Source organism: Nocardia sp. NPDC058633, assembly GCF_042717045.1.
GTDB lineage: Bacteria > Actinomycetota > Actinomycetes > Mycobacteriales > Mycobacteriaceae > Nocardia.
This window is the reverse complement of sequence record NZ_JBHXRA010000019.1, coordinates 24,177-42,303: the sequence shown is the minus strand read 5'-3', so window position 1 is coordinate 42,303 and position 18,127 is coordinate 24,177. Positions and strand designations below refer to the sequence as shown.

The following is an 18,127-nucleotide window of genomic DNA, read 5'->3' as shown; positions in this document are numbered from 1 at the left end:
ACGCCCGAGGGGCCCTCCGTGGTTACGCAAGCTGCCGCCTCCGGGCCCTGACTCGGTCATACGGTGTCCTCGGTGTGTTTGCGACCGCTGCGGGTGCCGTCCGGTTCGAAACCGAACACGGTGAGCGCGACCAGCAGGATCGCCCCGCACACGATGGCCGAGTCGGCGACGTTGAAGACCGGCCACCAGCCGATGGCGACGAAGTCGACCACATGGCCCTGCAGCGGGCCCGGGTATCGGAAGATCCGGTCGACCAGGTTGCCCAGCGCCCCGCCCAGCACCATGCCGAGGCCGATGGCCCACCACAGTGAACGCAGGGTGCGCCCGATCCGGATCACGCCGATCACCACCGCGACGGCGATCAGGGTCAGCAGCCAGGTCATGCCGGTCGCCATCGAGAACGCCGCGCCCGGGTTGCGTACCAGGGTGAACCGCGCGAAATCGCCGACGATCGGCACAGATTCGCCCGGGTCGATGAGGGCGACCGCGAGGCACTTGGTCAACAGGTCGAGCCCGAACAGCACGACTGCGATGATCAACAGCGTCGGCAAACGGCGGCGACCAGCGGGTTTCGCCGTCTCCGCAGCCCCGGGCACCGCAGCGGCCGCCGGAAGGCCTGAGTCGTCGCCGGCGTCGGGAACGGCAGCGTTGTCGGTTGGCCGGTCTTCACTCACGCGTCCATCATTCCCTAGTGGTGATCCGGCCTTCGCCGCGGTGCCGGGGAGTCCCAGGTGTTACTCAGGAAGCGGTCGTACCCTGATGCCTGTGACGGTGTTGTCTAGATCTCGCTTACCCCGCGTTGCGCGCCCCGGGGTGTTACTGGTGGCGCTCGTACTCGGGTTCGCGACCTTCGGCGCCGGGTGTGCCGATCGCTCGGCCCCGGCCGCGGAGGTCGACGGCACCGAGCCGCTCGGTATCGGCAAGGAAGTCACCGTGCCGATCTCGGCAGCGGTCACCACCATGGTCTCGCCCGGCGAGGAGCCGCGCGATCTGCTGCGGCCGCGCTACGCCGCGGGCACCACCCAGGAGGTGACGCTGCGCACCGACTACCGGATTCAGCAGCAGGTCAACGATCAGCCCGTGCGCGACTTCTCGCCCGCCGCGCTGACCATCCCGATGACCGCGCGCGCGGATGCCGAGGGCGTCGATCTCACCGTCGGCGCGGTCACCACCCCCGACCCGGCGCTCAACAAGGCGTTCACCTCCGCCGACGGTTCTCACGCCGGACTGGGGATGAGCGACCTCGGTGCGATCACCGAGCTGCGCATGGCCCCGTCGCCGGACACCCCGAATACCGCGCGGGCCGCACTCGAACAGGCCTTCTACCAGGCGGTGTACCAGTCGATCGCGTTCCCGGACGAGCCGGTCGGGGTCGGTGCGGTGTGGACGGTGCATCAGACGATCACCGGCGGGGTCACCCTGGACCAGATCGCCACGGCCACGCTCACCAGCCGAGAGGGCGACCGCCTCACCATCGATCTGCAGGTGAATCAGACGCCCACCGACAACGTGTGGGAGTTACCCAACGACGCGGGTGAACTCGACATCGACGGCTACGTGATGGAAGGCGTCGGCTCGATCGAGATCGATCTCGGTCTGCCGCTGCCGGTCTCGGGCTCGATCGAGATCGGTGGACAGCAGACCTACCGCGACGCCCGCAGTGTGAGCACCCTGGTACAGACGCAGTCGACGCGCGTTTCCTGGACGGAATGATGCGGACGGTTGCGCTGCGCGTCGGCGCGGCTGTTTCGGCATGTGCGGGACTGGTCGGGATCGCGGGCTGTGGGTCCGACGACACGGTCGACACGCCGGGATCGAGCCCGTTCTCCGCCCCGGTCACGGCCGCCCCGGGAACCGGGGTCGTGGTGCGTGATTCGGCGCGGCTGTCGGCTGGTCTGCTCGCCGCCACGGATCTGCCCGGTGATTTCGCGGTGGTGCCCGCGCGCGATGAATCCCACGCGCCCGCGGTGCCGACGGTGGCGCCCACGGATCCGCCGGACTGCGGTCGTCTGCTCGCACCGATCGCCCAGCAGTGGCCGGGGTCGGCCGCCGCCGCCTCGGTGCAGTTCGCGGGGCCCAGCTTCGCCACCATCGATATCGACGCCGCGAGCTATCCGGACTCAGCGCTCGGTCCGGCCTTCGATGCGCTCCAGGCGCAACCGCGGCGCTGCACCAGCTACTCGGGTGCGGACGACGACGTGCGCATCGAGTATCGAACCACCGCGTTGAGCCAGCCTGCCGTGGGTGACGCGAGCTCGGCCTTCACCGTGACCGCTACCAGCGAAGGGCTCACCCTCACGTCGGCGACCGCGCTTGTCCAGGTGGGGAACATGCTGGTGCAGGTCGTCGTCACGGCACCGGAGACCGTCGATCCCGGCGTGCTCGCCGATCTCACCGCGGCGCAGGTGCGCAAACTCCGTGGTTGAATCGGCTCGGGCTCACGCCGAGACGGCGAGTTTCCCGCCGAGGTGGCCGAGGTAACCACGGACGTCGTCGGCGCTCTTGTCGGGAAGCCCGAAGACCACCTCGGTGACGCCGACGTCGGCCCAGCCGGCGAGCTGCTCGGCATTGTGACGACCGGCCAGCGCGATCACCCGCGGGGTGCCGCCGCGGCCCGCTTCCTTCCAGACGCGTTGCAGGAGTTCGATTTTGGCGCCGAGGTCGCCTTCGGTCGGTGTCGTGATCCACCCGTCGGCGTTGGCGGCCAACCACCCGAAGGATTTCTCGGTGCCGCCCGCTCCGAGCAGTACCGGCACCCCGGCGCGCACCGGCTTCGGCCAGGACCAACTCGGGCCGAATGTCACGAAGTCACCGGCGAATTCGGCTTCCTCCTGCGACCACAACGCCCGCATCGCGTCGAGGTTCTCGCGCAACACCGTGCGTCGCTTGTTCGCGGGCACGCCGTGGTGGGCGAGCTCATCGGTGTTCCACCCGAACCCGACACCCAGCTCCACCCGGCCACCGGACAGGTGATCGAGGGAGGCGATGGTCTTGGCGAGGGTGATCGGGTGGTGCTCGGCGGGCAGCGCCACCGCCGTCGACAGGGTGATCCGCTCGGTGACCGCGGCGGCGGTGGCCAGCGCGACCCACGGGTCGAGCGTGCGCAGGTAGCGATCGTCGGGCAGGGAGGAGTCACCGGTCTGCGGATGGGCCGCGGCGCGCACCACCGGAATATGGGTGTGCTCGGGGACGTAGAACGCGTCGAATCCCGCGTCCTCGGCGGCCTTGGCCGCATCGGCGGGCGTGATGCCCCGGTCACTGGTGAACAACACAACCCCGTACCGCATGTCCCGACCCTCCGGCATCGACTGCAAAACTGAAACAGGTTCCATAAGAACTGCACCAAGTTCTACAGGACTAGAACCAGTTCTACTAGTCTTGACATCTCGGCAGGGGCCCACCGCGCGACGGCCTTTCCCCGGGCACACGAGGGGAATACGCTGGGGGTCGTCCGAGCATCACTCTCGACACGGAGGTATCCGATGTCTGATGTTTCCCCTTTTCCCGACGGTTATCCGCGGATCTGTCCCGGCCTGGCGTGCGCGGGAGCGGCCGCCGCGATCGACTTCTACACCTCGATTTTCGGCGCCACCGTGCGCATGAAGATGGACGGCCCCGGCGGCAGTGTCGTCCACAGTGAACTGCTCATCGGCGACTCGGTGCTGATGGTCGGTGACCCGGTCCCCGAGATCGGATTCGTCGATCCGAAGGCCGTCGGCGGATCCCCGGTGAACCTGATGGTCTACGTCGCCGACGCCGACGCCGCCTTCGCCGCGGCGCTCGACGCGGGTGCCACCGCGATCACCCCCATGACCGACCAGTTCTACGGCGACCGCAGCGGCGCCTTCGAAGACCCGTGGGGTCACCGCTGGACCGTGGCCACCCACATCGAAGAGGTCTCGCCGGAAGAAATGGAACGGCGGATGTCGGAAATGATGGACGCGGGCTGATCGGACCGTCACGCCCGCACTGCCGATGATCCCGCGGTGTGGGCGTGACGCGCGTTCGGATCACGCGGGAACGATCGATTCCCCCTCGACGCGAACAGGTTTGGCAGCCAGCGGCTCGCTCGCGGGACCGCCGCGCACGGCACCGTCGAGCCCGAACCGGCTGCCGTGGCAGGGACAGTTGATGGTGCCCTCGGCCACGGTGGCGACCTTGCATCCGGCGTGCGTGCAGGTCGACGACAGCCCGACGAAAGTGCCCGCGGTCGGCTGGGTGAGCACTGTATCGCCGACGATCACCCCGCCACCCACCGGAATATCCGTCACCCTGGCCAGCGCGCCCGCGGGTGCCCCGGGTTCGGCCGGTGCGGCGGGTGCCGATTCGCTCGTCGCCGAGCTACCGCACGCGGTCAGCGTCGCCGCAACGGCCAGCGCGCCCGCGCCGACGACGGCGGTGCGCCGGTTCAACGAGAAATCATCGATGGTCATCGGTCGTCTCCGATCAAAGTTTGGCCGTCACGCCGACCGGCTCCTTCCCTGTCAACGATCTATATGCGCTCCCGGTTCGACCGAATCCGAGACCGAGCGACGACCTTGGGCTGCCTTATTGAAGATTGACCGATAACTTCCGGCGCGCAGGAGATCGCCGAGGCCTTCCCTGCGAGCGCGGCCATCGCGCGGGAGCGGAATCTCCGCCGAGCATCGGGGGATTCCCTGATGTGGGTGGGTGGTCGGGGCGCCTAGCGTTGGCGGTGTGAAGGCGATCGTGCAGCAGGTTTACGGGTCATCGGCGATGTTGACGGTGGCGGAGGTCGGGAGGCCGCGGGCGAGGGCGGGGGAGGTGCTGGTTCGGGTACGCGCTGCGTCGGTGAATGCGCGGGATTGGCATCTGATGCGCGGAGATCCGAAGATCGCGCGGTGGATGAATCGGTCGCTGTTCGGGCGTCGGGGACCGGCGAATCCGGTACAGGGCGGCGATTTCGCGGGGACGGTCGAGGAAGTGGGGGAGGACGTCAACGATCTGGTTGTCGGTGACGAGGTCTTCGGGGAGGCGGTCAGTGGGGCGTTCGCGGAGTATGTCGCGGTGCCGCGGGGGTTGCTCGACCGCAAACCGGCGAATCTGAGTTTCGAGGAAGCGGCGGCGGTGCCGTTGGCCGCCAATACCGCCCTGACCTGTTTGCGCCATGTCGGCGGCGGCGAGCGGGTGCTGATCATCGGCGCCTCCGGTGGGGTCGGCACCTTCGCGGTCCAGATCGCCAGGGCGCGGGGTGCGCGGGTCACCGCGGTGTGCAGCACCCGCAATGTCGAGGCGGCGCGATCGCTGGGCGCCGAACACGTCGTCGACTACACCCGCGACACCGTGACCGGTCGCTACGACACCGTCCTCGACCTGGCCGGCACACGGACCCTGCGTGCGCTGCTGCGCTTGGTCGAACCCGCCGGCACGCTCGTCCTGTCCGGCGGCGGCAATTTCGACGGTGGCAGCTGGTTCGGTCCGGTCGGCCTGCTCGCGCGCGGTCAGCTGGCTCGACCGTTCGTGAAACCGGCCGTCCGTGCTCCCCTCGCCGAGCAAACTCCGCGGTCGTTGACCGAGTTGCGCGACCTGATCGAGTCGGGCGTGCTCCGCCCGGCCATCGATCGGACCTATCCGCTGGCCGAAACGCCCGCCGCCATCGAGTACATGGAGACCGAGCACGCTCGCGCGAAAATCGTGATCACCCTCGCGTCGACGAGCTGACATCACAGCAGGCGGAACTCCATCATGGCGATCGCGTCATCGACGGAGGTGGACAGGGTTTTCAGCCGACCGTGTGGATCCGGGGCGGCCAGGGCCGCCTGGCGGTCGGTCGGGCCGATCGGCAATCGTGCGGCGAGTTCGTAGGAGCGGGTGGTCGGGTCGTCGGACAGCCCGTCCAGCGATGCCGACGGCGGCGGGCGGCGGATGCCGTTGCGACGCGCGAACTCGGCGGTCAGGCTGTGCAGGCGGTCCGCGCGTTCACGCAAGCCCGCCAGCAACGCGCTGTCGTCGGCGCCGAGGCCGTCCGGCCAGAGTTCGGCGACCGCAAGGGGATAGGGGTCGTCGTCAAGCCAATTCTCGATGCGAATGCGGTCGGTTCCCTTGCAGCGCAGCCGGTATCGCGAACCGGGAAGTTCCATCACCTCGGTGATCCGGGCGACGGTGCCCACCTCGGTGCGCACCTCGCCACCGCCCACCTCGTGCCCGCGGGCGATCAGCACGACACCGAACTCCGGCTCCCGCCGCCCCTCGGTGCAATCGGTGACCAGCGCCACGTACCGGGGCTCGAAGATCTGTAACGACAGCGACTCACCGGGTAGCAGCACCGCACCCAGTGGGAACATTGGTATCTCCACCGCCCCAGCATGCCCGGTACCCCGCACCCCGGGCCCATCCGGCGCGCTCACGCTGTGTCGTTTCGGCAGATTCGGGTCCGCTCGATGGTGACATGAGCGGACCCGACGAAGCGCTGATCCATCACGCGGTAGCGATCGCCTCGAACACCGTGGGGTCGACCAGCGTCGAGGTGTCGCCGAGTTCGCGGCCCTCGGCGACATCGCGCAGCAGCCTGCGCATGATCTTGCCGCTGCGCGTCTTGGGCAGTTCCGGCACGATGTGGATCTCGCGCGGCCGCGCGATCGGACTGATCTCGAGCGAGACCGCCGCCTTGAGCTCGGACACGAGATCCTCGGGCGCACCGGCCGAACCGGTGAGAATGACGAACGCGACGATCCCCTGACCGGTGGTTTCGTCGGAGGCGCCGACCACGGCGGCCTCGGCGACAGCCGGGTGTCCGACCAGCGCGGATTCCACCTCGGCGGTGGAGATCCGATGTCCGGAGACGTTCATGACGTCGTCGACGCGCCCCAGGATCCACAGGTCTCCGTCGGCGTCGAGCTTGGCGCCGTCCCCGGCGAAATACCAGCCCTCGGAAGCGAAACGCTGCCAATAGGTTTCGCGGTAGCGGCCCATGTCGTTCCAGATGCCGCGCAGCATCGACGGCCACGGCTGATCCAGCACGAGCAACCCGGATTCGTCGGATCCGAGGGGCGTGCCTTCGTCATCGACGACCTTGGCGGAGATACCGGGCAGCGGGCCCATCGCGGCGCCGGGCTTGGTGGCGGTGACGCCGGGTAGTGGGGAGATCATGATGGCGCCGGTTTCGGTCTGCCACCAGGTGTCGACGATGGGGGTGTTGTTGGCGCCGAATACTTCTCGGTACCAGCGCCAGGCTTCGGGGTTGATGGGTTCGCCGACGGAGCCGAGCAGGCGCAGGGTACTGAGGTTGTGGGCGTCGGGGATCTCGCGACCCCACTTCATGAAAGTGCGGATCAATGTCGGCGCGGTGTAATAAATGGTGACGCCGTACTTTTCGATGATCTCGAAATGGCGATTCTCGTCGGGGAAGTTCGGCGTGCCCTCGTACACGACCTGGGTCGCGCGGTTGGCGAGGGGGCCGTAGACGATGTAGCTGTGTCCGGTGACCCAGCCGATGTCGGCGGTGCACCAGTAGACGTCGTGTGCGGGTTTGTGGTCGAAGACGTTGTGGTGGGTGTAGGCGGTTTGGGTGAGGTAGCCGCCGGTGGTGTGGAGGATGCCTTTGGGTTTTCCGGTGGTGCCGGAGGTGTAGAGGATGAACAGGGGGTGCTCGGCGGGGAAGGGTTGCGCTTCGTGGGAAGGCGAAGCGACAGCGACGGTTTCGTCCCACCACAGATCGCGAACCTCGGTCCACGGCACGTCCAGGCCGACCCGGCGCACCACCAGCACATGCTCGACGCTCGACGGATCCGAACCCAGCGCCTCGTCGACGGCGTACTTCAGCGCGGCGGGCTTGCCGCGTCGCCACTGGCCGTCGGTGGTCACGATCAACCGGGCTTCGGCATCGTCGACCCGCTGACGCAAGGCCGTGGGGGAGAAGCCCGCGAACACCACCGAGTGGGTGAGCCCGAGCCGCGCGCAGGCCAGCATCGTCACGATGGCTTCGGGCACCATCGGCATGTAGACGGCGACGCGATCACCGGCCACCAGGCCCAAAGCGGTGAAAGTATTCGCCGCCCGGCACACTTCATCGAGCAGTTCCGCGTAGGTGATCGCCCGGGAGTCGCCCGGTTCGCCCTCCCAGTGGATGGCGACCTGGTCGCCGTGCCCGTCGATGACGTGGCGGTCGAGGCAGTTGTAGGCGACGTTGAGTTCGCCGTCGCCGAACCAGCGCGCGACCGGCGCGTCGGTCCAGTCGAGCACCTCGGTGAAGGGCTTGTGCCAGTGCAACCGGTTGGCCTGCTCGGCCCAGAAACCGTCGCGATCGGTGCGTGCCCGCTCGTACAGCGAGACATCGGCATTGGCCGACGCGGCGAACTCGGGGGCAGGCGGGAAACTGGTCACAAGAAACTCTCCTTCGAAAAACGGGGGGTACAGCCCGTGCCGGTGGGGCGAACCACCGGCACGGGCAGGGTTGGCGTCAGTGCGAGATCGCCTTCTCCGCACCGACGCCGGTCATGGACCGCACTTCCATCTCCGCGGCCTTGGCCAGGTCGACCTGCTCACCACGGCCACCCAGGTAGGTGCCGAGCACGCCGAGCGCGAACGCCAGCGGAATGGACACGATGCCCGGGTTGGCCAGCGGGAAATAGTCGAAATCCGCGCCCTTGATCATCGCGGTGCTGTTGCCCGACACCGCGGGCGAGAACACGATGAGCACGATGGTCGAGATCAGGCCGCCGTACATCGACCACAGCGCGCCGGTGGTGTTGAACCGCTTCCAGAACAGCGAGTACAGGATCGTCGGCAGGTTCGCCGCCGCCGCCACCGCGAACGCCAGTGCCACCAGGAACGCGATGTTCTGGCCGTTGGCGAGGATGCCGAGCCCGATCGCGAGCACACCGATCACCACGGCGGTGATCCGTGAGACCCGCACCTGCTTGATCTCGTCGACCTTGCCCTTCTTGATCACGCTGGCATAGATGTCGTGCGCGAACGAGGCCGAGGCGGTGATGGTCAGGCCCGCCACGACCGCGAGGATCGTCGCGAACGCCACCGCCGAGATCACTCCGAGCAGGATCACCCCGCCGAGTTCGAACGCCAGCAGCGGCGCCGCCGAGTTCTGGCCACCCGCCGCGGCGAGGATCTTGTCCGGACCGACGATGGCCGCCGCGCCGTAACCGAGCACCAGGGTGAACAGGTAGAAGGAACCGATCAGCGCGATCGCCCACACCACCGAGCGCCGAGCCTCTTTCGCGGTGGGGACGGTGTAGAAGCGCATCAGCACGTGCGGCAGGCCCGCGGTGCCGAGCACCAGGGCCAGGCCCAGCGACAGGAAGTTCAGCTTGGACATCTCGCTGCCACCGTATTGCGCGCCGGGAGCGAGCACGTCGCGTGCGGCGACCGCCTTGCTGGTGGATTCGCTCACCGATTCCTGTGCGGCACCGAGGATGTCGGAGAAGTTGAAGCCGAACTTGGCCAGCACCATCACCGTCATCAGCGCGGCGCCCGCGATCAGCAGCACCGCCTTGATGATCTGCACCCAGGTGGTGCCCTTCATGCCGCCGACGAGCACGTACACGATCATCAGCACGCCGACGGCGGCGATGACGACCGATTGTCCCGCGCGACTGGAGATATCGAGCAGCAGCGCGACCAGACCGCCGGCGCCCGCCATCTGCGCGAGCAGATAGAACAGCGAGACCGTGAGGGTGGTCAGCGCGGCCGCGGTGCGCACCGGGCCTTGCTTGAGCCGGAAGCTGAGCACGTCGGCCATGGTGAATTTGCCGGTGTTGCGCAGCATCTCGGCCACCAGCAGCAGCGCGACCAGCCAGGCGACGAGGAACCCGATCGAGTACAGGAACCCGTCGTAGCCGTACACGGCGATCGCGCCCGCGATGCCCAGGAAGCTCGCGGCCGACAGGTAGTCACCGGCGATGGCGACGCCGTTCTGCGGGCCGGAGAAACCACGTCCACCGGTGAAATAGTCCGCGGCACTGGCGTTGTTGCGGCTGGCCCTGATCACCACGACCATGGTGACCGCGACGAACAGCAAGAAGATGGCGATATTGGCGACGGGGTTGCCCACTGTCGAAGACGCGGCGAGGGTGACGCTCATGCCTGTCCCCCTTCGAGTTCTTCGCGGATGGCCGCAGCACGCGGATCCAGTTCACGGTTGGCGAAACGGACGTAGAGCCCGGTGATGAGGAACGTGGAGACGAACTGCCCGAGGCCGAGCAGCAGGCCCACATTGACGTTGCCGAAGACCTCCTGTGCCATGAAGTCGTGCGCGTAGGCGCCGAGCAACAGATAGCTCAGGTACCACACCAGAAACAGTGCGGTCATGGGGAAGACGAAGCGGCGCAGCCGGTTTCGCAGGTCTTGGAACTGCGGGCTCGCCTGTACCGCGAGCCATTCGTCGGCACTCGGCGCGCGCCGGTCGGGCGCTTCTTCGGTGTCGGTTTCGGTCATGCCTGGGTCCTAGCGTGAGGAGTGTCGTGCGTGGAGATGACCGTAGGACGCGCGACACACTCCAGGGGCCCTGTGGCCCAGGTCACTCGGTGAAGGTGGCCGCTCGTGCGGTGAACGGTCGCTGTGGTGCGCTGAGCGGTCCGACGATGATCACGGGTGCGCGCTGGTCTCGGGATCGCGGTCGGCGCTCATCCCGAGCCGTTCGGGCGCGTGCATCCGCACGAAGATCCCGGCCACGGTGCGTCGATCTTGGCCCGTGGTCGCCAGGCTGACCAGGATCGTCACCGCGAACGCGAGCGGGACGCTGACCGCGCCGGGGTAGTCGACGATCGCCGACGCCCAGCCGTCGGCCAGGTCGGGGGAGACCCCGCCCAGCACCGCGAGCACGGTGGCACCGCCTGCGGTGACACCACCGACGAGCATCCCGCTCGCCGCGCCCGTGGCGGTGAGCCCGCGCCACCAGATGCCGAGCACCAGCAGCGGGCACAGCGTCGACGCGGCCACCGAGAAAGCGAGTGCGACAGTGCGCGACAGGTCGAGGGAGGCCACGGTCAGCGCCAACGTCAGCGGGACCAGGCCGGCGACGATCGCGGCGGCCCGGAAGTCGCGGATCCGGCCACGCAGGACATCGGTGCTGAGCACGCCGGCCAGGCTGACCAGCAGACCCGACGAGGTCGACAGGAACGCCGCGATCGCACCGGCCGCGGCCAGCGCGGCCAGCAACTGCCCACCGAGCCCGCCGAGCACCGCGCCGGGGAGCAGCACCACGGCGGCGTCGGAGGCGCCGGTGATCAGCAGTTGCGGAACGTAGAGGCGGGCGAACACCCCGAGCAGGATCGGAAAGAGATAGAACACCCCGACCAGCCCGATCACGGTGAGCGCGGTTCTGCGCGCGGACGGGCCGTCGCGGTTGGTGTAGAAGCGGACCAGCACGTGCGGCAGCCCCATGGTGCCGAGAAAGGTCGCCACGATCAGCGAGAACACCTGGTATCGCGGATGTTCGCCGCCGAACCCGCCACCGGGCGCCACCCAGCTCACGCCGTCGGCGGGCGCGCCCGCGACGACCGGGACCGCCGAGCCCGCCTCGAGGATCAGCTCGGTGCCCTCGGTCAAGGTGTGGTCGCCGGGGGTGAGCAGCACCGGGCCGTCCTCGGACCGCCCGTCGACGGTGCCGCTCACGCGCACGTGCTGCGAAACGTCCAGGTGCACCACCACATCGGTCGAGATGTCGACGGTGGTGCGCTGATCGACCGTGGGGGGTGCCTGCGTGCCCATCGGCCGTTCGTCGGCGAGGAAGTGCAGCCCGAGCACCAGCGCGGGGACCGCCACCGCTGTCAGCTTGAGCCAGTACTGGAATGCCTGCACCAGGGTCACCGACCGCATCCCACCGCCGATCACATTCGCCAGCACGATCGCCCCGACCGCCAGCGCGCCCACCCAGGCGGGCAGGCCGAGCAGAATGTGCAACGTCAGCCCCGCGCCCTGGAACTGGGGGATCAGATACACCGCGCAGACCACCACCACGAGCCCGGCGGCCATGCGCCGCAACCGGATCGAACCCAGCCGGAATTCGGCGAAGTCGGGCACGGTGTAGGCGCCGGAGCGGCGCAGCGGCGCGGCGACGAACATCAACAGCCCGAGATAGCCGGCGGTGAAACCGACCGGATACCAGAGCGCGTCGGCGCCGTACTTGGCGATCAGACCGGCGACGCCGAGAAACGAAGCAGCCGAGAGGTACTCCCCGGAGATGGCCGCGGCGTTCCAGCGTGAACCGACGGTGCGGGAGGCGACGAGGAAGTCGGAGGTGGTGCGGGACAGGCGAACTCCGTAGAAGCCGATCCCGATGGTGGCGAGCGCGGCGAGCAGGAGAGCGCTCACGGTGAGCGCGGGGTTGTCGGCGCTCATCGGCTGCTCACTGCGACCACGGTGAACGGGTGCCTCGACATCGAGTCAGTCCCCGGCCAGTTCGAGGAAGTCGTCTTCGTTGCGTTGTGCCAGGCGCACGTAGATCCGGCCGACCGCGTAAAGGGCGGGGAAAGCGACGACTCCGAGGATCAACCACGGCAGTCGGACGCCGAGAACCGCCGCCTCGGCGATCGCGTCGACACCGAACAGCAGCGGCAAGGCGCCGAACACGGTCACCACCACCAGCCCGAGGCGTAACGCCAAGCCCAGTTGCGCGCGGATCAGTCCACCGATGAGCGCGGCGCCGAGATCGGTCTGCTCGACCACTTCGGTGCGGGTCCGGGCCTGCCGGGCTCCGCGACGCTGCGCCAGCACCACCCGCTCGCGGGGCGGGCGCTGCGGACCGGTCACCGCTGCGACCAGTTCTGCCGCGGGCCGTGGACCAGTCGCTGCTTGAGTTCGCGCACCTGGCGTCGGCTCACCGGCAGCTCCACCGCGCCGACCGCGCCTTCGGCACGCAGGCACACCACCGTCCCGGCGCCCGTGCTGCGCAGTCCGGTGACCAGTCGCAAGGCCACCAGATACGACCGGTGCACGCGCAGGAATCCGGCGTCCTCCCACCGTGCTTCGAGCGCCGAGAGCGGAATCCGGACCAGGTGCGACCCGGTCCCGGTATGCAGGCGCGCGTAGTCGCCGTCGGCCTCGACCCACGCCACATCGGCGCGGTTCACCAGGGTGGTGACTCCGCCGAGTTCCACCGGAATCACCTCGCTCGGATGCGGTTGCTCCGGCGGCGCCACCGCGGGCGCCGACGCCCTGGCCGCCACGATCCGGCGCACCGCCTCCGCCAGCCGGGCTCCGCGTAGCGGCTTGAGCAGATAGTCCACCGCACCCAGATCGAACGCCGCCACCGCGTGATCGTCGTGCGCCGTCACGAAGACGACCGCGGGCGGCTCGGCGAACTCCGACAGAATTCCCGCGAGCTCGATTCCCGTGAGTCCCGGCATGTCGATATCGAGAAACACCGCGTCGATCGGGTGCGCGCGCAGCAACCGCAACGCGCTCGTCGCCTCGCCCGCTCGATGAATCTCGCCGACTCCCGCCTGGGTGCCGAGCAGATACACCAGCTCGTCGAGCGCGGGCTTCTCGTCGTCGACGGCGAGCACCCGCAGAGCGGTCGGGGGTTCATCGGTGTTCCAGGTCACAGCCCATCCATGGTAACCGGCCGTCTTCTGCGCAGCCGGGTCCACCGGGTACTCGTCCGAATTGCGGTCCGGCCGAGGGCTACCCGAACCACCGGATCGCGGTAGCGCTCGGTCCGGTCGGGTGGTGGGCGCGCAACCACCCACCACCTGCGCGGAGTCAGCTCACCGTGTCAGGAACCGGAGCCGGTGGAGGGCAGCCCGCCGCCCCGGCTGAGGTTCGGATACTTGGCGAAGACCCAGTTGTCGGCCTCGGTGATCAAGCTGGGGGCCACGCTCGAGATCACCGAGCCGCCGTTGCTGTTGAGCACGGTGATGATCTGCGGGCCCGCCGCGGTAGCGGTGACGTAGGGTCCGCCGCTGGATCCACCGCCGACGTGACATTCGGACTGGGTGTTGACCCGCTGCACAGCGCCGCGACCCTTGCCGGGGTAGTAGGTGTAGTCACCCACGCACGCCGACATCAGCACCGCGTTGTAGGGGGCCGGGCCGGGGTAGCCGAGCAGCGTCGACTGGACCGACTGGGTGCTCGACAGCGCGGGATGGATCTTCAGGCCGCCTCCGGTGGCCGCCGAGACGACGCGATCGGTGCCCTCGGCGGGACGGATCGCGAGTACCGCGACATCGGGCACGCTGCCGTCCACGGCCACGTCGGAGGTGAAGGCCTTGTCGACCACCCAATCGCCGTAGGGGCGCTGCCCGTCGTGCCAGGCCGGAGTGAATGTGGCCCTGCCCGACTCGATCAGGGCCGCGTCGCTGTCGATGCAGTGGCGCGCGGTGATCGCCAGCGTGCCGCTCGGGCTGTCGAGGACCGTCGCGGTACACAGCCCGCCCGCGGTGAGCCTGCCGACCTTGCGGGTCACGTCATTGCCTGTGTACGGCGTGGTGACGAAGTAGCCGCCTTTGCCGTTGGTCTTCAATGATCCGTCGTCGTTGTGCACCAGTCGGCTGTAGAGCAGTGAGCCGCTGGGGTCCGGCTGTACCGCGCTGTCGGCCGCGGCTTCGGGCATACCCATGATCGTGGAGATGGCGATCGTGACCGAGGCCGCTGCGATCCATCGACCTGTCCGGCGAGTCTTGTGCACTGAGATTTCCTGTTCGATGAAGGCGCGGTCGCCGACACGTGAGGTCGGGACTGCCGCGGGGGAGCGAGAGCCCACGGGCGCCGTCGTCACCCCAGCGCCTCGATGGGTGAACGAGATGTTAGCGAGCACCGGCGGCGGCGGGGAGGTTTTCTGAAACGTTGATGTTTAAGAGTTTGTGACGAACCATGATCGCGACGACTCCACCGCGCGATCGTGGTCGTCGCCGAGACCGACGACGAGGTTGAGCATCAGCGGAGCGAGCACGTTGCGCACGCCCGCGTCCGGTGGTGTGAAGTAGCCGGCCAGCTCGAGGGTCATGTAGCCGTGCAGCGCGCTCCAGATCTGGGCGGCGACGGCAACCGGGGCAAGGGGTTTCAGTCGCCCGGCCTCGACCGCGCGCTCGGCTCCCGCGGCGATGAAGTCGAAAGTGTGGCGCCCGAGGCTGTGCAGATCCTGGGCATCGGTCCGGTAGCCGCCCAGCGACGCCGAGCCGAACATCACCACGTAGAGGTCGGGATCGGCGCGACCGCTGGCGATGTAGGCGGCGAAGACGCTGCCGAGGTCGGCGATCGGATCATCGGTCTCGACAACGCGGTCGAATTGTGTTGCCAGCCGGGCGAAACCCTCGTCGACGACGGCCCGCACCAGCTCGGGCATCGAGCCGAACTGCGCGTACAGCGACATCGTCGATGTGCCCGCCTGCGCGGCAACCTTGCGGGTGGACAAACCGCTCGGCCCTTCGGTGGCCAGCAGATGCGCCGCGCTCTCCAACAACCGTGCGCGCATCGGCGATTCGGTCTTGCGGCTGGTCACCGTGCTTGTTTATCACAGGGCCGTGGTCACGGCCGTGGACCACCGACTCCGGTCATGGTTCGGCGACGATCACGCCGGTCAGATGGTCGTAGGCGACCTGGCAGTGCAGTCGCACCCCGGTGACCAAGGTGTCGTCGTCGGCGTAGAAGTGCGGGTTGTGGTTGGGCACCACGCCTCGGCCACCTTCGATCACGCCCAGGTGGCCCGCCGCGTCGATGGTGCTGTCCTGCACGCCCAAGGTCACATACAGACCGCCGTAGGTGTTCACGAACTCGGAGACGTCGTCGTAGCCCAGCGTCGCGCTCGTTTCCACGACATGGTCCGCGCCGACGACGCGGCGGAAGGCCGGCAGCGCGGCCTCCATCCATTCCGCGCCGTTGTGCACCGCGGGCACATCCTGGAGGAAGTCGACTTCGGCGGCACAGTTGTAGGCCTGCGCGGTGTGCTCGGCCAGCGTTCGCAGCCGTTGCTGTACCTCCGGCATATCGGATTCGACCGCGCAGCGGATGGTGCCCCACAGCGTCACCGTCTCGCCGATGATGTTGAACCGGCCGACGTCTTGGACGTGGCCGATGGAGACGGTGATCGGGTCGAAAGCGTTGAGCTGCCGGTAGAGCTGGCCGATTCCGGTCAGTACCGCGCCCGCGGCGGGCATCGGGTCGATGCCGAGCCACGGCGTCGACCCGTGCACCTGCTTGCCGGTGATGACGATCTCGACCAAGGTCGACGCGCCGAACTGGTTGCCGACTCGGTAGCCGATGTAGCCCTTGGGATAGGGCGTGACGTGAAACCCGAACACCATGGTCGGCGCCGGATCGTCGAGCGCGTGTTGCGCGAGCATCTCGGCGGCGCCGCCCTTCTCGTCCACCGGCGGCCCCTCCTCGGCCGGCTGGAAGACGAACAGCACGGTGCCGGGCAATGTTTCGCGCACCCCGGCCAGCACCGTGGCCGCACCCATCAGCATCGCCGTGTGGCAGTCGTGGCCGCACGCGTGCGATACCGGGAAGGGGCCGCCGGGATAGTCGTCGTCGACGACCTCGGAGGCGAAATCGACCCCGCACAGGTCGGGCACGGGCAGCGCATCGGTGTCGGCGCGCAACGCGATGACGCGTTCCCCACCCTGTCCGCCCCGCAGGACACCGATCACACCGTGGCCCGCGATGCCGGTGCGAACCTCGTCGAGTCCCAGGGTGTTCAGATGGTCGGTGATCAGCGTTGCCGTGGCCGCCTCCCGGTTGGACAGCTCCGGATGCCGGTGCAGGTGCTGACGCCACGTCACCACCTGGTCGGCGACCGCCTGCGCGCGCCGGTCGAGATCGTCGTGCATCGTGCTCATCGACAGCTCCGTTTCGGTGAACCTTCCGAGAGTGCTCTGCAGTCCCAAGAATGCACCCGGCGGGCACGAGTCACGACGATGCCGAGCGCTCTCGGCGGGTCGCCGATCGTGCGTGCGGTGGGGGTCCTCAGGCGCGGATGCCCGGGCGGAACTTGGGCACTCGCATGCTCACTTTCGTGCCCGCGCCGGGGGCCGTCTCCACGACCAAGCCGTAATCGTTGCCGAAGGCGGCCCGCAAACGGTCGTCGACATTGGCGAGACCCACATGGGCGGCTTCGCCGGTGCGGGCGGTGCCGGTGTCGGTGTCGACGGCGTCGAGGGCACCGGAGCGCAGCAGCGCGGGATCCATGCCGATGCCGTCGTCCTCGACGCTGATCAGACAGTCGGTGCCCTCGTCGCCTGCCACGATGTTCAGCTGCCCGCCGCGACCGCCGCCGCCGAGTCCGTGCCGCACCGCGTTCTCCACCAGTGGCTGCAAGGCGAGGAAGGGTAGCACCACGCCGAGCACCTCCGGCGCGATCTGCAATCGGACATCCAGGGCGTCACCGAAGCGAGCCTGTTCGAGGGCGAGGTAGCGCTCGATATTGCGCAGTTCGTCGGCCAGGACGGTGAATTCGCCTGCGGCGCGAAAGGAATAGCGGGTGAAGTCGGCGAATTCGAGGATGAGTTCGCGGGCGCGGTCGGGGTCGGTACGAACGAACGAGGCGATCGTGTTGAGCGCGTTGTAGATGAAATGCGGGCTGATCTGGGCCCGCAGCGCACGCACCTCGGCCCGGTCGACCCGGGCGCGGGCGGCGTCGAGCTCGGCCAGTTCCAGTTGGCCACAGGCGTATCGAGCGACCTCACCCGCCGCACCGAGCATGCCGGGCCCCGGTTTCCCGGTGGTCACCATGCCCAGCGCCCCCACCGCGACCCCGGCGTCGATCAGCAGCGGCTGGGTGATCAACGTGTATTCCTCGCCGGTGACCAGCACCGCGCGCGCGTCGGCCATCGCCCGTCGCGCCGCGTCGGCGAACGACTCGCGCATCGCGGTGGTCGGGCCGTCCCAGGCCAGCAGCGTCGCCTCGGCGTCGGCCACCCCCAGCGCCTCGGCCGCGGCGAGCGTTCGCAAATGCGGAGCCGCCTCCCGTGCCGAGTCCTCGGTCAGCCCCCGCCGCAACGGCACCGCGGCCAGCGACGCGGTGTGCAACGCCTGATGCACGGCCCGCTGCGCCGGCGTTGTCACCACACGCTGGGTCCGGCGCCAGATCAGCCCTACCACGACGAGCAGGGCGACCGTCGCGACAACAGCCACGATGAACGTGGTCATGGAGTGAGCCGGTCCGAGTGCACGCCCCGATTATGACGGCGAGGGCACCTGTCGCGAATCAGGCGGG

Annotated in this window: 18 protein-coding genes; 4 read left to right on the top strand and 14 right to left on the bottom strand. The window is 68.6% G+C overall.

Annotated features, from left to right (window positions below):
- Window positions 1–56: 56 nt before the first annotated feature.
- Window positions 57–674: a signal peptidase II gene (lspA, locus tag ACFWUR_RS23870; RefSeq protein ID WP_378909703.1), complete on the bottom strand. Its 618-nt coding sequence runs from the start codon at window positions 672–674 to the stop codon at window positions 57–59.
- 148 nt (window positions 675–822) lie between these two features.
- On the opposite strand from lspA, the gene ACFWUR_RS23865 reads away from it, so the two are divergent.
- Window positions 823–1,713, top strand: coding sequence for a hypothetical protein (locus ACFWUR_RS23865; RefSeq protein ID WP_378909702.1), 891 nt, complete (start codon window positions 823–825; stop codon window positions 1,711–1,713).
- Entirely contained in the window at window positions 1,710–2,426 is a 717-nt protein-coding gene (locus ACFWUR_RS23860) for a hypothetical protein (RefSeq protein ID WP_378909700.1), read from the top strand. The genes ACFWUR_RS23865 and ACFWUR_RS23860 overlap by 4 nt, the downstream gene beginning before the upstream one ends.
- 12 nt (window positions 2,427–2,438) lie before the next feature.
- Here the strand turns inward: ACFWUR_RS23860 and ACFWUR_RS23855 are convergent, their stop codons facing one another.
- Window positions 2,439–3,287 (bottom strand): TIGR03619 family F420-dependent LLM class oxidoreductase, encoded by an 849-nt coding sequence (locus ACFWUR_RS23855; RefSeq protein ID WP_378909699.1) that lies wholly within the window; start codon window positions 3,285–3,287, stop codon window positions 2,439–2,441.
- A 195-nt stretch (window positions 3,288–3,482) separates the two neighbouring features.
- On the opposite strand from ACFWUR_RS23855, the gene ACFWUR_RS23850 reads away from it, so the two are divergent.
- Window positions 3,483–3,950, top strand: coding sequence for a VOC family protein (locus ACFWUR_RS23850; RefSeq protein ID WP_378909697.1), 468 nt, complete (start codon window positions 3,483–3,485; stop codon window positions 3,948–3,950).
- Between the two features lie 60 nt (window positions 3,951–4,010).
- Here the strand turns inward: ACFWUR_RS23850 and ACFWUR_RS23845 are convergent, their stop codons facing one another.
- Window positions 4,011–4,433 (bottom strand): ubiquinol-cytochrome c reductase iron-sulfur subunit, encoded by a 423-nt coding sequence (locus tag ACFWUR_RS23845; protein ID WP_378909696.1) that lies wholly within the window; start codon window positions 4,431–4,433, stop codon window positions 4,011–4,013.
- 304 nt (window positions 4,434–4,737) lie between these two features.
- On the opposite strand from ACFWUR_RS23845, the gene ACFWUR_RS23840 reads away from it, so the two are divergent.
- Window positions 4,738–5,682 (top strand): NAD(P)-dependent alcohol dehydrogenase, encoded by a 945-nt coding sequence (locus tag ACFWUR_RS23840; RefSeq protein ID WP_378909805.1) that lies wholly within the window; start codon window positions 4,738–4,740, stop codon window positions 5,680–5,682.
- A 2-nt stretch (window positions 5,683–5,684) separates the two neighbouring features.
- Here ACFWUR_RS23840 and ACFWUR_RS23835 read toward each other — a convergent pair whose 3' ends face one another.
- The 11 genes from ACFWUR_RS23835 to ACFWUR_RS23785 all read right to left on the bottom strand — a co-directional run bounded on the left by ACFWUR_RS23835 (window position 5,685) and on the right by ACFWUR_RS23785 (window position 18,060).
- A complete protein-coding gene (locus tag ACFWUR_RS23835) occupies window positions 5,685–6,305 on the bottom strand; it encodes an LON peptidase substrate-binding domain-containing protein (protein WP_378909694.1) in 621 nt (206 codons plus the stop codon).
- Window positions 6,306–6,438: 133 nt separating this feature from the next.
- Window positions 6,439–8,343: an acetate--CoA ligase gene (acs, locus tag ACFWUR_RS23830; protein ID WP_378909693.1), complete on the bottom strand. Its 1,905-nt coding sequence runs from the start codon at window positions 8,341–8,343 to the stop codon at window positions 6,439–6,441.
- A gap of 76 nt (window positions 8,344–8,419) precedes the next feature.
- Entirely contained in the window at window positions 8,420–10,057 is a 1,638-nt protein-coding gene (locus tag ACFWUR_RS23825; RefSeq protein ID WP_378909691.1) for a cation acetate symporter, read from the bottom strand.
- Window positions 10,054–10,410, bottom strand: a complete 357-nt coding sequence (locus ACFWUR_RS23820; RefSeq protein ID WP_378909690.1) for a DUF485 domain-containing protein — start codon at window positions 10,408–10,410, stop codon at window positions 10,054–10,056. Before ACFWUR_RS23820 ends, ACFWUR_RS23825 begins: the two co-directional genes overlap by 4 nt.
- A gap of 150 nt (window positions 10,411–10,560) precedes the next feature.
- Complete coding sequence (locus tag ACFWUR_RS23815; protein WP_378909688.1) at window positions 10,561–12,315, bottom strand: cation acetate symporter; 1,755 nt, start codon at window positions 12,313–12,315, stop codon at window positions 10,561–10,563.
- 45 nt (window positions 12,316–12,360) lie between these two features.
- Complete coding sequence (locus tag ACFWUR_RS23810; protein ID WP_378909687.1) at window positions 12,361–12,726, bottom strand: hypothetical protein; 366 nt, start codon at window positions 12,724–12,726, stop codon at window positions 12,361–12,363.
- Complete coding sequence (locus ACFWUR_RS23805) at window positions 12,723–13,520, bottom strand: LytR/AlgR family response regulator transcription factor (RefSeq protein WP_378909686.1); 798 nt, start codon at window positions 13,518–13,520, stop codon at window positions 12,723–12,725. The genes ACFWUR_RS23810 and ACFWUR_RS23805 overlap by 4 nt, the downstream gene beginning before the upstream one ends.
- A 170-nt stretch (window positions 13,521–13,690) precedes the next feature.
- Window positions 13,691–14,602 carry a trypsin-like serine peptidase gene (locus ACFWUR_RS23800; RefSeq protein WP_378909685.1) on the bottom strand — a complete coding sequence of 304 codons (912 nt, stop codon included), beginning with the start codon at window positions 14,600–14,602 and terminating at the stop codon, window positions 13,691–13,693.
- 165 nt (window positions 14,603–14,767) lie between these two features.
- Window positions 14,768–15,415 (bottom strand): TetR/AcrR family transcriptional regulator, encoded by a 648-nt coding sequence (locus ACFWUR_RS23795; protein WP_378909683.1) that lies wholly within the window; start codon window positions 15,413–15,415, stop codon window positions 14,768–14,770.
- Between the two features lie 52 nt (window positions 15,416–15,467).
- Window positions 15,468–16,751, bottom strand: a complete 1,284-nt coding sequence (locus ACFWUR_RS23790) for a M20 family metallopeptidase (RefSeq protein WP_378909682.1) — start codon at window positions 16,749–16,751, stop codon at window positions 15,468–15,470.
- A 127-nt stretch (window positions 16,752–16,878) separates the two neighbouring features.
- Window positions 16,879–18,060: a sensor histidine kinase gene (locus ACFWUR_RS23785; RefSeq protein ID WP_378909680.1), complete on the bottom strand. Its 1,182-nt coding sequence runs from the start codon at window positions 18,058–18,060 to the stop codon at window positions 16,879–16,881.
- Window positions 18,061–18,127 lie beyond the last annotated feature (67 nt).